Source organism: Streptomyces sp. G-G2 (assembly GCF_030063135.1).
Taxonomy (GTDB): domain Bacteria; phylum Actinomycetota; class Actinomycetes; order Streptomycetales; family Streptomycetaceae; genus Streptomyces.
Map to the genome: position 1 here is coordinate 15,444 of NZ_JASISO010000020.1, position 12,651 is coordinate 28,094.

The following is a 12,651-nucleotide window of genomic DNA, read 5'->3' on the forward strand; positions in this document are numbered from 1 at the left end:
CGGCCCGGTCAGACTGTCGCCAGCTGCGGGACCAGCCGCAGCGCGTTGTCCCGGTAGACCCCGCGCAGTTGCTCCGGGGTGAAGGCCGGGTCGGCGTCGAGCGCGGGCAGCGCCTGGTCCAGCACCGTGTCCGGGGGCACGGCGGGCCAGTCGGTACCGAAGAGCACGCGGTCGGCGGGCACGTGGGCGAGGAGCGTCGCGGCCGGGGCCATCGGTCCCGCCGTGTCGTAGTAGAAGCGCCGCAGGTGGTCACGGACCGCGGCGGGCTCGACGGGCGGGTCGCAGAACCGTCCGAGGGCCTGCATCCGGTGGGCGATGTACGGCAGGAATCCGCCCGCGTGCGGCAGGATGACGGAGAGGTCCGGGAAGCGGTCCAGCGTCTTCCGGCTGATCATGTTCACGGCCGCCCGCGTGGTGTCGAGCAGGAAGTCGCACATGAAGTTCGGGATGCCCGGAACCGTCATCGCCCCGGGCCGACCGGGCGGGCCCCCCGGCAAATGGTGCGGATGCGTGTCCACCACGGCGGCGAACTCGTTCAGCTCGGCGAAGATGCGGTCGTAGGCGGGATCACCGAGGTAGACACCCCCGTAGTTCGCCGTCACGTTCACGCCGACGGCCCCGAGCTGCCCGAGTCCCCGGCGCACGGCCCAGGAGGACGCGTCGGGGTCGTCCAGGAACAGCGGGACGTAGAACGAGAAGCGGCCCGGATGCGCCTGCGCCACCTCCATCATCGAACGCAGGGTGATGCTGATGGCTTCGCGCAGCTGCGCCGACGAGCGGTAGCGCGCGGGCAGCATGGGCTTGAGCACGGCGGTCGCGATGCCCGCGCGGTCCATGAAGCGGACCGACTCGTCGGCGCCGAGGTGCGCCCAGCGCGGCAGCTGTTCCGGCGTGATCAGCCCGTGGTGTTCGGCCCACTCGCGCCATTCCGGTGCGCAGAAGTGATGGTGCATGTCGATCTTCTGCCCGGCCCGGTCAGCCGGCGCCGTCGGGGCTTGCGACCCCCCTGCTTCCAGGTGTCCTTCGAGGTCCAGGCCGGACGTACTCCCAGAATGCTGCATACCGATCCACCACCCGTCGCTCTGGTTGTCAGGTTGCGGAGACCACGGGCGCCAGGGCGAGGTCGCCCGTCGGCCGCGACGGCTCCAGGACGAGCCGCAGCCGTTCCAGGCCCCGGAACGCGGCCACGGGGCCCTTGAGCCGCGCCCCCTCGCTCTCCTGCGCGTCCGCCAGTTCCATCTCGGGGAACTCCCGGAGCAGGCAGCCGAGCGCGATCTCCAGTTCGAGCCGGGCCAGGGGCGCTCCGAGGCAGTAGTGCGTTCCGTGCCCGAAACCGAGGTGGGTGCCCTGGATCCCCTCGCGCGTCACATCCAGGACGTCGGGCGAGTCGAACTTCTCGTGGTCCCGGTTCGCGGAGGAGAGGGCGATCTGGACGAGGGCCCCCTTGGGGATGACGGTCCCGCGGATCTCGGCCTCCTCGGCCGCGTACCGGAAGGTCGAGGTCTCCACCGAGCCGTCGAACCGGACGAGTTCCTCGACCGCCCCGGGGATCAGCCGCGGATCCCGGCGCAGCAGCGCCAGTTGATCGGGGTGGAGCAGCAGGTCGAGGACGGAGTTGCCGATCTGGAACGCGGTGGTCTTGTGTCCCGCGAAGAACAGGACCCACAACGACGCGACCAGGTCAGCGTCGTCGAGAGCCTCCTCCCCCGTGATGAGGTCGCTGAGGAAGCAGTCCGACGGGTGGGCCCGGGCGTGCGAGACGAGCCGCCCCAGCCGGTCCTGCAGCCACTTCTCGGCGGTCTTCAGCTCCGCCTTCAGCCGGGGGTCGAACCGGGACCGCGTCACCACCGCGAACTGCGCCAGGATCTCCGGCCGGTCCTCCTCCGGGATCCCCATCAGCTCGCACAGGACCGCGACGGGCAGCGGGAAGGCGAAGGAGGACATCAGGTCCACCGTGTCGCTCGTACGGCATTCCCTCAGGAGGCCCTCGGCGATCTCGGTGATCCTCGGGCGCATGTCCTCCACCCGCCGGGGGGTGAAGGCGCTGCGCAGGACCCGGCGGAGCCGGGTGTGGCGCGGCGGATCCGCGAACAGCAGGTTGTCGTCCAAGGCGTCGAAGAAGCTGCCGAACACGGCGTGGTAGGTGTCCATCGCGCCGCGCATGTCCTTGCTGAAGCGCCGGTCCGACAGCGCGTCCCTGGCGTCGTCGTACCGGGTGATGAGGTACGTCTCGACCCCGTGCGGGGGTGTCAACCGGCAGACCGGCGCCTGCTCGCGCAGGGCGGCGTAGGCCGGGTAGGGGCACGTACGGTACTCCGGCGCGCCCGTGGACACGGCTGCTACGAGGTCGCGCAGCGCTTCGCCGCTGTCCGGTGCCGCCTTGTCCTGCGTCATGTTCCGCGTCCTTCGTGGTGTCGGTGCTGGGTGTGAGTGACGGTGTTGGGTGCGGGGTGTCGGGTGCTCGGTGTCGGTGTTCGGTGGACACACCGGTTCCCCCTGGAGGGGTGTCGCGAAACGGTCCTTGGTTCGTTCGGGTCGGTCGCGTCCGCCGGGGTCAGCCGTCTGGTTCGGCCGTGTGGCAGGCCGGGCGGCGGCGGGACATGCTGCTCGTGACCGACCGCCCGCCCGCCCGCCACCGAGGAGTCCGCGCATGGTCCGCAGTTCCGCCCTGACGCTCGCGGCAGCCGCCACCCTCGCCGTGGCGGCCGTCGCCGCGCCCCCCGCCTCCGCCACCCGCGCGGACCCGGGCCGGGCCCGGGCGGACCGCGCGCTCACCTACCGCGCGACCGCCCGGTACCAGCGGCACGACGCCGCCGTGAGGGCGGGCTACGTCCCCGACAGGTACTGCGTCCAGGACCCGGCGGGATCGGGCGCTCTCGGCTACCCGCACTTCCGCCACGCCTACGACAACTCCCTCGACCCGGCGAAGCCCGCCGCGCTGTTCTACGAGGACGACGGGCACGGCGGCAAACGCCTCCTCGGCGTCCAGTGGGTCGTCTACGACCGCGATCAGGACGTACGGACCGACGACGACCGCCCGACGCTGTTGGGCCAGCACTTCACGGGCCCGCATCGCGGCCACTTCCCCGGCCAGCCCGTCCACTACGCCCTGCACCTGTGGCTCTGGAAGGACAACCCCGACGGCGCGTTCCAGACCTACAACCCCGCGGTGACGTGCCGTCCCGGCACCACCCGCCCGAAGCCGTAGCCGCGGCCCGGGGACCCCGGTCCGATGACGCGGAAGGAGCCGCCGCCCCTCACCCCCGACGGGCACTACGTCGTCATCGACGGCCGCCGCTGGCGGGCCACCGACCCCGGCGTCCCCGCCGACGCGGGCTCCCGCTTGCGCGTGCACCTCATGGCGGCCCGCAGGGCGGTCGCCGCCGCGCGGCGGGCTCAGGACCCCGGGGCGGAACGCGCCGCCCGCGACCGGGTGCACCGGGCGAAGGTCGCCCTCGGGGAGCGCGGTACGCCGTGGTGGGAGCAGAGCGCCGAGGAACGCCACGCCCGCTGGGGGGACGGGCTGGCCGCGCTCGACGCGTGACCCGGACCCGCGGTCCGGAGGTACATCCCATCGCTGTTTCGCTCGGGGACGAGGGGTAGACGCCGTACATGAACGACATCAGACCCCTCGCCGTGGTGACCGGAGCGTCGAGCGGCATCGGGTTCGAACTGGCGCGGCAGCTGGCGGAGCGCGGGTTCGACCTCGTGATCAACGCGGAGGACGACGAGCGTCTCCAGGCATCGGCGCGCGACATCCGGCAGACCGGCGCCGCGGTGGAGACCGTCCGGGCGGACCTGCGCCGCTCCGAGGAGATCGAGCGCTTCTACGGCGCCGTCACCGCGCGGGGGCGGCCGGTGGCCGTCGCGGTGCTGAACCCGGGCGTGGGGCGCGGAGGGCCGTTCGTCGACACGGACCTCGCGGACGAGCTGGAGACCGTCGACCTCACCGTCCGCTCCACGGTGCACCTGGCCCAGCGCGTCCTGCGGGACATGGTGTCCGACGGCGCGGGCCACGTGCTGGTGACCTCCTCGATCGCCTCGACGGTGCCGGGTTCCTTCCAGGCCGTCTCCCACGCGTCGAAGTCCTTCGTGCAGACCTTCGCCCAGGCGCTGCGCGAGGAACTGAAGGACACGGGCGTGACCGTCACGTCGCTGGTGCCCGGCCCGACGGACACCGGCTTCTTCCGCCGCGCCGGCATGGAGGGCGCCGCGGTCGGCCGGCAGTACGAGGACGCCCCCGCCGACGTGGCCCGGCAGGGGCTGGACGCCCTCTTCGCGGGCAAGGACACGATCGTCGGCGGTTCCCTGAAGACGGGCGGTTCCCTGAAGACGAAGGTCCAGGGCCTGGCCGGCAAGGTGCTGCCCGACCGGGCCACGGCCCAGATCCACCGGAAGACGGCGGAGCCCGGCTCGGGTGACGCCCGGCCCGCCGAAGAGCGCTCGTGAGCGCGGCCGCGCCGGTCGCCCCGCTGGTCGTGTTCGCCAACTTCCTCTCGGACCTCGCGGTGGACCTCGACGAGGGCGAGGTGCTGGCGCAGTGGGCGCGGCAGGCGCCCCGCAAGGCGTGGCTGCTGCGGCCGGGGGACGTGCTGGTGACGCCCGTACCGCTGAGCGCCGAGTTCCGCCGCTACGTCGGCGCACTGACCGGGGTGGCGGCCGACCGGACGACGGTGCTGGAGGTGCCCCCGGCCGGGGCCGTTCCCCTGGCGCGGGCGGTGCGCGAGGCCGGGCTCGTCGAGCGGGTGCGGGAGCTCGTCGGCGGTACCGGCGCGGCCCTGCTGCCCACGGCCCTGGACGGGTCCGCGCTCGCCTTCGCGCGGGAGCTCGGGCTCACCGTGTACCCGTACCCCACGATCGACGCCGCGGCCGCCGCCCTGCGCACGACGATGCTGCTGAACACGAAGGCCGGGTTCCGTGCGGCGGCCGAGCGGGCGGGGATGCGGCTGCCCGCGGGGCGGGTGTGCCGACGCGCCGAGGTGGAGGGCGTCGTGCGCGAGCTGCTGGAACACCACGAGCGGGTGGTGGTCAAGCCCGACCGCTCCGCCGGGGGCCACGGACTGCGCTTCCTCGCCCGCGGCGACCTGGCGGGGGCCGAGCTGGTGCTGGACTCCGTCGGCGGCCCCGAGGGCACGTGGGTGGTGGAGGAGTGCGTGGACGTGGCCGCGTCGGTCAGCGTCCAGGTGGAGGTCGACGCCACGGAAGCGCGCGCCGTGTTCAGCGGGGCGATGCGCACGGCCCACGGCTCCTTCACCGGGTACGTCTCCCCGCTGCCCCCGTCCTGCGCCCATGTCGGCGAGGAGCTGGAGGAGTGGGGGACGCGGCTGGGCGACCACCTGGCCGGGGAGGGCTACCTCGGTCCGTTCGGACTGGACGCCCTGGTCGGCGCGGACGGCGTGGCCTACGCGAGCGAGAGCAACGTACGCCGTACCGCGACCACCACGCCCCACGCGATGGTCACCCGGCTGACGGCGGCGTCGGCCGTCACGCGTCCGGCGTGGGCGGTCGCGAAGGGACGGAGCGGCAGACCCTTCGGCTTCGAGGAGGCCGTCCACCGGCTGCGTGAACACCGCCTCGACTTCGACCCGGCGCTCGGTGAGGGGGTCGTGCTCTACTCGGACGCGCCGCCGGACGGTACGTCCTGGCGGTACGCGGTCATCGCCGCCCACGCGGAGGGTGTGCGGGAACGGGAGGAGCGGCTGGCGGCGGCCCTGGAGTTCGAACGACCCGCCTGAGTCACCCCCCTGGATGACTCCGCACGGACGGCGCGGGACCGGGGGGGCCGGGAAAGCGGCCTCCGGTCGCGCGCGTCGCCGGGCCGCGGGAAGGCGATCCGGAACTGCACGACAGCGCGGGTCAATTGGTACGGGCCGGTGACGGCTGGTCAGCCGGCGAGCGCCGCGGAGACCACCGACCGGGCCTCGTCCTGTACGCGGGCCAGGTGGTCGGGGCCCAGGAAGGACTCGGCGTAGATCTTGTAGACGTCCTCCGTGCCCGACGGGCGGGCCGCGAACCAGGCGTGGGCGGTGGTCACCTTGATGCCGCCGAGGGCCTCGCCGTTCCCGGGGGCCTTCGTGAGCACACCGGTGACCGGCTCGCCCGCCAGGGAGTCCGCCGTGACCTGCCGCGGGGACAGCCGGCCCAGTACGGCCTTCTCCTCGCGGGTGGCCGGGGCGTCGATCCGGGCGTAGGCGGGCTCGCCGAAGCGTTCGGTGAGCGCTGCGTACCGGCGGCTGGGGGTCTCGCCCGTCACCGCCAGGATCTCCGAGGCCAGCAGGGCGAGGACGATGCCGTCCTTGTCCGTGGTCCACACCGAGCCGTCGCGGCGCAGGAAGGAGGCGCCCGCCGATTCCTCGCCACCGAAACCGAGGGACCCGTCGCTCAGACCGTCCACGAACCACTTGAAGCCGACCGGCACTTCGACCAGGTCGCGCCCCAGGTCCGCGGCCACCTTGTCGATCATCGACGAGGAGACCAGGGTCTTGCCCACGCCCGCCCGCGCCGGCCACCGCGCGCGGTGGCGGTAGAGGTAGTCGACGGCGGCGGCGAGGTAGTGGTTGGGGTTCATCAGGCCCGCGTCCGGGGTGACGACGCCGTGCCGGTCGGCGTCGGCGTCGTTGCCCGTGGCGATCTGGAAGCGGCCCCGGCCCTCGATCAGCGAGGCCATCGCGTACGGCGAGGAGCAGTCCATCCGGATCTTCCCGTCCCAGTCCAGGCTCATGAACCGCCAGGTGGGATCGGTGTACGGGTTGACCACGGTCAGGTCGAGGCGGTGCTCCTCGGCGATGCGGCCCCAGTACGCCACGGACGCGCCGCCGAGCGGGTCGGCGCCGATGCGCACCCCGGCGGCGCGCACGGCGTCCATGTCGAGGACGGAGGGCAGGTCGCGCACGTACGTCCCGAGGAAGTCGTACCGTCCGGTGGTCGGCGCCGCGAGCGCCCGCGCGTACGTCAGCCTCCGTACGTCCTTCGAGCCCGCGACGATGATCTCGTTGGCGCGGTCCTGGATCCAGCCGGTCGCCGCGGACCCGGCGGGGCCGCCGTGGGGCGGGTTGTACTTGAACCCGCCGTCCCGGGGCGGGTTGTGCGAGGGGGTGACGACGACGCCGTCGGCCAGGGCGGTGGCGCGTCCGCGGTTGTGGGTGAGGACGGCGTGCGAGACCGCGGGCGTGGGGGTGTAGCCGTCGGCCGAGTCGATCAGCACGGTCACGCCGTTGGCGGCGAAGACCTCCAGGGCGGTGACCCGGGCGGGTTCCGACAGGGCGTGCGGGTCGACACCGAGGAACAGCGGTCCGTCGGTGCCCTGTTGGGCCCGGTACTCGGCGATCGCCTGGCTGGTCGCGGCGATGTGCTCCTCGTTGAAGGCCGTGGCCGTCGAGGATCCGCGGTGCCCCGAAGTTCCGAAGCTCACGCGCTGCGCCGGATCGGTGCAGTCCGGATGCAGGGCGTAGTAGGCGGTCACCAGTCGGGCCACATCGATCAGGTCGTCGGGCCGCGCCGGTCGGCCCGCGCGCTCATGGTTCCCCTGGGACATGTGTCGACTCCTCCGTGTGCCGGGCGGGAAGATCACTGCTACCGCGCATATTATATGGGTATTCTTTTACTCAATCGAAACACTTCTGAGCGTGTCCGAATCCCGCCGGAAGCGGGCCATCGGGGATAGCTTGGCGGTCGTCGAGATTCGTTACGCATGCAATGCGGAGGTATCACGATTGCCCCCAACCGACATGACATTCCAGGAGTGCGTAAAAGGTCGACGAAATGCCCGCAGCTTTTCCCCGCCCATCGTCGCCCTCTTCCTCATACTCTCGCTGGCCACCATGACGAGCCACGCCACACCGGCCCGGGCCTCCTCCACGTACGGCGCCAAGGCCGTCCAAATCGCCGCATCGAAGCAGGGCGCCCCCTACGCCTACGGGGCGGCGGGCCCCAAGATATTCGATTGTTCCGGCCTCACTCTCTACGCTTTCCGAAAGGCCGGCCGCAAGCTTCCCCGCACGGCCGAGCAGCAATACAAGAGCACCCGCCACATCCCGCGGACCGAGCGCACACCGGGAGACCTCGTCTTCTTCCCGTCCGGGGACACCATGGGCCACGTGGGCATTTACGCCGGTGACGACCGCATCTGGCACGCCCCCCGCCCGGGGACGCGCGTACGGCTGGAACGGATCTGGCGCGGGGACGCCCGCTACACGCGCGCCAACTGACGGCGGACCGCCTCACTCCGCTCGGAGGACACCGGCGGCATGCCATGCCCGCCGGTGTACGGAGTCGGCGGGCCAACGGAGACAGCGGGCCACCAGCCCGCCACCCCGGCGCGCGACCGGACCCCGAAAACGTTCAAGGGGCCGTTTCAGATTTCTCTGAAACGGCCCCTTGAACTACGACTCTTTCGAGTCGGGACGACAGGATTTGAACCTGCGACCCCTTGACCCCCAGTCAAGTGCGCTACCAAGCTGCGCCACGTCCCGCTGCCTCGCTGACCTGCGGCTTTTACCGCGATCGCTCGTGCACGAGAACGATACCGCACTTCCGGGGGTGGTCGCGCGCACCTTTCGGGCAGGGGCGGGGTTGACCTCAAGCGCGGTTGAGGTAGCACGGTGTGTGTATGACGCAACCGACCGCGGACGCGGAGTTCCGCCACCAGGACCTCGACCGGCTCATGGGGCTCATGACCGGGGACGAGAAGCACGGGCCCGCCGCCACCTCCACCCTCGACGTGCTGTGGGTGCTCTACGACCGGGTGCTGCGGGTCGCGCCCCGGACCGCCGGGGACCCCGGGCGGGACCGGTTCCTGCTCTCCAAGGGGCACGGGCCGATGGCGTACTACGCCGTCCTCGCCGCCAAGGGGTTCTTCCCCGTCGACTGGCTTCCCGGCTTCGGCGGGTACGAGTCCCCGCTCGGCCACCACCCCGACCGCACCCTCGTCCCCGGCGTGGAGATCGGCAGCGGCTCCCTGGGGCACGGCCTGCCGCTCGCCGTCGGCAGCGCGCTCGGGCTGACGGCGCAGGGGCTGACCGATCCCGCCGTATGGGTGCTGATCGGGGACGCCGAGCTGGACGAGGGGAGCAACCACGAGGCCCTGGCCTACGCGGGGGCGGCCGGCCTGGACCGGCTGCACACCGTGGTGATCGACAACGACTCCGCCAGCCACGGCTGGCCCGGCGGGATCGCCTCCCGCTTCGAGGCCGCGGGCTGGTCGACCGTGACGGTCGACGGGCGGGACCACGAGGCGCTGTACGCCGCTTTCACCGCGCACCACCCCGGGCGGCCGCACGCCGTGGTCGCCCGCGTCGAGACGAAGGGCTGAGGAACCGAATGGACACCGTGGCGGGGAACACCATGCGGGAGCGGTTCGTCAGCTTCACCACCCAGCGGCTCGACGAGGACCCGCGGCTGGCCGTGGTGCTCGCCGACATCACCACGGACGGGTTCCGTCCCGCCCGCGCGCGCCATCCGCACCGGGTGATCAATGTCGGGATCCGGGAGCAACTGCTCGTGGGCGTCGGCGGCGGGCTGGCGCTGACCGGGCTGCGTCCGGTGGTCCACTCCTTCGCGAGCTTCCTCGTGGAGCGGCCGTTCGAGCAGCTCAAGCTGGACTTCGGGCACCAGGGAGGGGGCGGGGTCCTGGTCAGCGCGAGCGCCTCGTACGACTGGCCCGCGGGCGGGTTCACCCACATGGCGCCGGGGGACGTGGCGCTGCTCGACACCCTCGACGGCTGGACCGTACACGTCCCCGGGCACCCCGACGAGGCCGAGGCGCTGCTGCGGCACGCCTACGCCGCCGGGGACGACAAGGTGTACGTCCGGCTCTCCGAGCAGTCGAACGCCGCCCCGCGCCCGGTCGACGGCGCCCGCTTCCTGACCGTCCGCGAGGGGCGTGCGGACGCGGGCGCGGTCGTGGCCGTGGGGCCGCTGCTGGACAACGTCCTCGCGGCCACCGAGGGGATGGACGTGACCGTGCTCTACGCGACGACCGTACGGCCCTTCGACGACGAGGCGCTCCGCGCGGCGGTGGGCTCCGGCGCGCGGTCCGGCGGGGGCGAGGTCGTTCTGGTGGAGCCGTACCTCGCCGGTACGTCGTCCAGCGCGGCCGGGGCAGCGCTGATCGAGGTCCCGCACCGGATCCTGGCCCTCGGCGTCGGCCGGGCGGAGCTGCGCAAGTTCGGCACGATGGACGAGCACACCGCCGCCCACGCCCTGGACCCCCGGGGCCTGCGCACCCGGATCACCGGCTTCCTCACCCCCCGCCCCTGACCGCGGCCCCGACCTGCGCTCCCGCTCCGGACCGCCGTCAGCGGCCCGGGTCGGGGGCGCCGGCTCCGGGCGGGCCTGGGCCAGGCGTTTCGGGGCCGCCTGGAGCCAGGAGTCGACCAGGATCGCGCGCAGCGCGGCGGGCCCCTCCACGGCCGCGAGGCGGACCCGCAGCCAGGCGTAGTCGTCGTCGCCCGTCGGTCCGGCCGGCCGATGGTGCGGTGATCCGGCGGGCCGACGGTGCGCCGGGCTCCGCAGCTCGGCCGTACGACCGACCGTAGGCCCCGGCACTGACAACCGCCCCCGGCTGCTGGCCCGCAGCCGCCCGGAGGGCGGCCGGCCTCAGCCCGCCCGGAGGGCGTCCTCGCGGGCGTGGAAGACGGTCACCAGTTCGGCGGCCAGGGCCTTGATCGTGGCCAGCCCCTCCAGACCCCACCGCCTCGGGACCACGTCCACCGCGCACACCGTCCCCAGGACCACCCCCCGCCGGTCGGTCAGCGGCGCGCCCAGGTAGGAGCGGATGCCGCTCTCGTCCACCACCGCGTTCCCGGCGAACCGCGCGAAGTCCCGTACGTCCTCCAGGACCAACGCCCGTCGCCGGACCACCACATGGGGGCAGTACCCCTGGTCCCGGGCGAGCACCCGCGCCGGATAGCCGGTCGTCGGCGCCGCGCCGCCATGGTGCAGTCCGGCGAAGAACTGCCGTTCCTCGCCGATGAAGTTGACTCCGGTGTACGGCGCGGCCAGCGTGTCCGCGACCCGCCGCGCGAAGGCGTCGAGTTCCGCGTCCACCCGCTCCCCCAGACCCAGTTCGCGCAGCCGCACGACCCGTGCGGGTGCCTCCCGGTCCACCGGTGTGAGCAGCAGGTGTCCGGTCGATTCGTAGTACGTCATGGTTCCCCCGACTCCGAAGCCTTGGCCGTGGTCAGCAGATGGTGGACGAGGACGGCGAGCACCCCCGTGCCGGACCCGGTGAGCCGTGCGTCGCAGCGCACGACGGGCACCTCCGGCGCGAGGCCCACCGCCTCGCGGATCTCGGCGGCCGGGTACCGGTGGCCGCCCTCGAACTCGTTGACGGCGACGATGAACCCGATCCCCCGCCGCTCGAAGAAGTCGACGGCCGCGAAACAGTCCGCGAGCCGCCGCGTATCGGCGAGGACCACGGCGCCGAGCGCGCCCGCGCACAGTTCCTCCCACAGGAACCAGAAGCGCTGCTGGCCGGGCGTGCCGAAGAGGTACAGCACCCGGTGCCCGTCGAGGGTGATCCGCCCGAAGTCCAGCGCCACCGTGGTCGTCGTCTTCGCGCCGGTCCCGTCGAGCGGGTCGACGCCCTCGCCCGGCCCGCTCAGCAGTTCCTCCGTGCTCAGCGGCTCGATCTCGCTCACCGCCCCGACGAAGGTGGTCTTGCCCGCGCCGAACCCGCCCGCGACCAGGATCTTCAGCGTCTCCGGCGGACCCGGCCCCTCCTGCGGCCCCGGTCCGTCCGGCAACCCCTGGCCGGGCCGGGACCCGGCGTCACAGCCTGCGGCGTAGGCCATCGAGCACCGCCCGCAGCAGGGACTGGTCGTCGGCCGCGATCCCCGGTACCCCCGGCGCGCCCGGGAAACGGGGCGCCAGTGCGGTGACGGCCCCGTGGTCCATCAGGTCGGAGAGCAGCACCTTGGTGACCACGGCGGGCAGCCGCAGCTGCCCGGCCACCTCGGCGACCGTGACGGCCACCGCGCCCGCGCACAGCCGCAGCGCGAGGGCGTGGTCCGGGCCGAGCGGGGCGCGCGGGCGCACCCCGGTGGCGCTCAGCAGAGACAGCAGGTCGAGCGCCGTTCCCGGGCGGGTCCGGCCGCCACTGGCGGTGTACGGGCGCATCACCCGCCCCGCCGTGCCGTCGACCCAGGGCGTGTCGCGCGCGGCCCCCGTGGCACGCCGCGTCATCGCTCCGGAGCGGCGGCCGGGCGCCGGGGCGGGACCGCCAGGTACGGACGTACGCTCTTGACCAGCATCGCCATCTCGTAGCCGAGCACTCCGGCGTCCGCCTCGCGGTCCGCGAGGACGGCCAGGCAGGTGCCCGAACCGGCGGCCGAGACGAAGACGAGCGCCGAGTCCAGCTCGACGACCACCTGCCGGACCTCGGCGCCGTCCGCGAACCGCGAACCGGCGCTGCGGCCCAGCGAGTAGAGACCGGACGCGAGCGCGGCCAGGTGGTCGGCGCTGTCGGCGTCCAGGCCGTGCACACACGTGGCGATTCCGTCGGAGCTGAGCAGCACGGCGCTGCGGGTGTACGGAACCCTTTGCACCAGGCCGCTCAACAGCCATTCCAGATCCGCGAGTTGAGTGATCGACGAGGCGGCTTCGGCGGTCATCGGGGGATTCTCCTCACTGAGGGACGGGGTACCCGGCATG

Annotated in this window: 14 protein-coding genes and 1 tRNA gene; 7 read left to right on the forward strand and 8 right to left on the reverse strand. The window is 73.1% G+C overall.

Annotation, left to right across the window (positions count from 1 at the left end):
• Positions 1-8: 8 nt before the first annotated feature.
• Together QMF80_RS17475 and QMF80_RS17480 are read right to left on the reverse strand one after the other, a co-directional pair.
• Positions 9-953 carry an amidohydrolase family protein gene (locus tag QMF80_RS17475; RefSeq protein ID WP_283454272.1) on the reverse strand — a complete coding sequence of 315 codons (945 nt, stop codon included), beginning with the start codon at positions 951-953 and terminating at the stop codon, positions 9-11.
• 136 nt (positions 954-1,089) lie between these two features.
• The gene (locus QMF80_RS17480) at positions 1,090-2,394 is read right to left on the reverse strand and encodes a cytochrome P450 family protein (RefSeq protein WP_283454273.1); all 1,305 of its coding nucleotides are present in this window, start codon (positions 2,392-2,394) and stop codon (positions 1,090-1,092) included.
• 256 nt (positions 2,395-2,650) lie between these two features.
• On the opposite strand from QMF80_RS17480, the gene QMF80_RS17485 reads away from it, so the two are divergent.
• The 4 genes from QMF80_RS17485 (at position 2,651) to QMF80_RS17500 (ending at position 5,735) form a co-directional block, all read left to right on the forward strand.
• A complete protein-coding gene (locus tag QMF80_RS17485; protein ID WP_283454274.1) occupies positions 2,651-3,208 on the forward strand; it encodes a hypothetical protein in 558 nt (185 codons plus the stop codon).
• Between the two features lie 24 nt (positions 3,209-3,232).
• Positions 3,233-3,544, forward strand: coding sequence for a hypothetical protein (locus QMF80_RS17490; RefSeq protein ID WP_283454276.1), 312 nt, complete (start codon positions 3,233-3,235; stop codon positions 3,542-3,544).
• Positions 3,545-3,612: 68 nt separating this feature from the next.
• Positions 3,613-4,449, forward strand: a complete 837-nt coding sequence (locus QMF80_RS17495) for an SDR family NAD(P)-dependent oxidoreductase (protein WP_283454278.1) — start codon at positions 3,613-3,615, stop codon at positions 4,447-4,449.
• On the forward strand, positions 4,446-5,735 hold the full coding sequence (locus QMF80_RS17500) for a preATP grasp domain-containing protein (RefSeq protein WP_283454280.1): 1,290 nt from the start codon (positions 4,446-4,448) through the stop codon (positions 5,733-5,735). Before QMF80_RS17495 ends, QMF80_RS17500 begins: the two co-directional genes overlap by 4 nt.
• Before the next feature lie 149 nt (positions 5,736-5,884).
• On the opposite strand, the gene pgm is transcribed toward QMF80_RS17500, so the two are convergent.
• A complete protein-coding gene (gene pgm / locus QMF80_RS17505; protein ID WP_283454282.1) occupies positions 5,885-7,534 on the reverse strand; it encodes a phosphoglucomutase (alpha-D-glucose-1,6-bisphosphate-dependent) in 1,650 nt (549 codons plus the stop codon).
• Between the two features lie 286 nt (positions 7,535-7,820).
• Here pgm and QMF80_RS17510 point away from each other — a divergent pair, with 286 nt between their 5' ends.
• Positions 7,821-8,207, forward strand: a complete 387-nt coding sequence (locus QMF80_RS17510; protein ID WP_349372217.1) for a C40 family peptidase — start codon at positions 7,821-7,823, stop codon at positions 8,205-8,207.
• A 190-nt stretch (positions 8,208-8,397) separates the two neighbouring features.
• Here QMF80_RS17510 and QMF80_RS17515 read toward each other — a convergent pair.
• Positions 8,398-8,471: transfer RNA gene (locus QMF80_RS17515), tRNA-Pro, on the reverse strand.
• Positions 8,472-8,608: 137 nt separating this feature from the next.
• On the opposite strand from QMF80_RS17515, the gene QMF80_RS17520 reads away from it, so the two are divergent.
• Together QMF80_RS17520 and QMF80_RS17525 are read left to right on the forward strand one after the other, a co-directional pair.
• A complete protein-coding gene (locus tag QMF80_RS17520) occupies positions 8,609-9,310 on the forward strand; it encodes a thiamine pyrophosphate-binding protein (protein ID WP_283454283.1) in 702 nt (233 codons plus the stop codon).
• A gap of 8 nt (positions 9,311-9,318) precedes the next feature.
• Positions 9,319-10,257, forward strand: a complete 939-nt coding sequence (locus QMF80_RS17525) for a transketolase family protein (RefSeq protein WP_283454286.1) — start codon at positions 9,319-9,321, stop codon at positions 10,255-10,257.
• Between the two features lie 339 nt (positions 10,258-10,596).
• On the opposite strand, the gene QMF80_RS17535 is transcribed toward QMF80_RS17525, so the two are convergent.
• The 4 genes from QMF80_RS17535 to QMF80_RS17550 are packed head-to-tail and all read right to left on the reverse strand — an operon-like array spanning position 10,597 to position 12,611.
• The gene (locus tag QMF80_RS17535; RefSeq protein ID WP_283454287.1) at positions 10,597-11,148 is read right to left on the reverse strand and encodes a GAF domain-containing protein; all 552 of its coding nucleotides are present in this window, start codon (positions 11,146-11,148) and stop codon (positions 10,597-10,599) included.
• Complete coding sequence (locus tag QMF80_RS17540) at positions 11,145-11,792, reverse strand: GTP-binding protein (protein ID WP_283454289.1); 648 nt, start codon at positions 11,790-11,792, stop codon at positions 11,145-11,147. Before QMF80_RS17540 ends, QMF80_RS17535 begins: the two co-directional genes overlap by 4 nt.
• Positions 11,770-12,183 (reverse strand): DUF742 domain-containing protein, encoded by a 414-nt coding sequence (locus QMF80_RS17545; RefSeq protein WP_283454291.1) that lies wholly within the window; start codon positions 12,181-12,183, stop codon positions 11,770-11,772. The genes QMF80_RS17540 and QMF80_RS17545 overlap by 23 nt, the downstream gene beginning before the upstream one ends.
• Positions 12,180-12,611, reverse strand: coding sequence for a roadblock/LC7 domain-containing protein (locus QMF80_RS17550; RefSeq protein ID WP_283454293.1), 432 nt, complete (start codon positions 12,609-12,611; stop codon positions 12,180-12,182). Before QMF80_RS17550 ends, QMF80_RS17545 begins: the two co-directional genes overlap by 4 nt.
• Positions 12,612-12,651 lie beyond the last annotated feature (40 nt).

Coding starts and splice junctions, on each gene's coding strand:
- QMF80_RS17550 (WP_283454293.1), bottom strand. CDS start 12,611: ATGACCGCCGAAGCCGCCTCGTCGATCACTCAACTCGCGGATCTGGAA.
- QMF80_RS17485 (WP_283454274.1), top strand. CDS start 2,651: ATGGTCCGCAGTTCCGCCCTGACGCTCGCGGCAGCCGCCACCCTCGCC.
- QMF80_RS17535 (WP_283454287.1), bottom strand. CDS start 11,148: ATGACGTACTACGAATCGACCGGACACCTGCTGCTCACACCGGTGGAC.
- QMF80_RS17525 (WP_283454286.1), top strand. CDS start 9,319: ATGGACACCGTGGCGGGGAACACCATGCGGGAGCGGTTCGTCAGCTTC.
- QMF80_RS17490 (WP_283454276.1), top strand. CDS start 3,233: ATGACGCGGAAGGAGCCGCCGCCCCTCACCCCCGACGGGCACTACGTC.
- QMF80_RS17540 (WP_283454289.1), bottom strand. CDS start 11,792: ATGGCCTACGCCGCAGGCTGTGACGCCGGGTCCCGGCCCGGCCAGGGG.
- QMF80_RS17520 (WP_283454283.1), top strand. CDS start 8,609: ATGACGCAACCGACCGCGGACGCGGAGTTCCGCCACCAGGACCTCGAC.
- QMF80_RS17495 (WP_283454278.1), top strand. CDS start 3,613: ATGAACGACATCAGACCCCTCGCCGTGGTGACCGGAGCGTCGAGCGGC.
- QMF80_RS17480 (WP_283454273.1), bottom strand. CDS start 2,394: ATGACGCAGGACAAGGCGGCACCGGACAGCGGCGAAGCGCTGCGCGAC.
- QMF80_RS17510 (WP_349372217.1), top strand. CDS start 7,821: ATGACGAGCCACGCCACACCGGCCCGGGCCTCCTCCACGTACGGCGCC.
- pgm (WP_283454282.1), bottom strand. CDS start 7,534: ATGTCCCAGGGGAACCATGAGCGCGCGGGCCGACCGGCGCGGCCCGAC.
- QMF80_RS17475 (WP_283454272.1), bottom strand. CDS start 953: ATGCACCATCACTTCTGCGCACCGGAATGGCGCGAGTGGGCCGAACAC.
- QMF80_RS17545 (WP_283454291.1), bottom strand. CDS start 12,183: ATGACGCGGCGTGCCACGGGGGCCGCGCGCGACACGCCCTGGGTCGAC.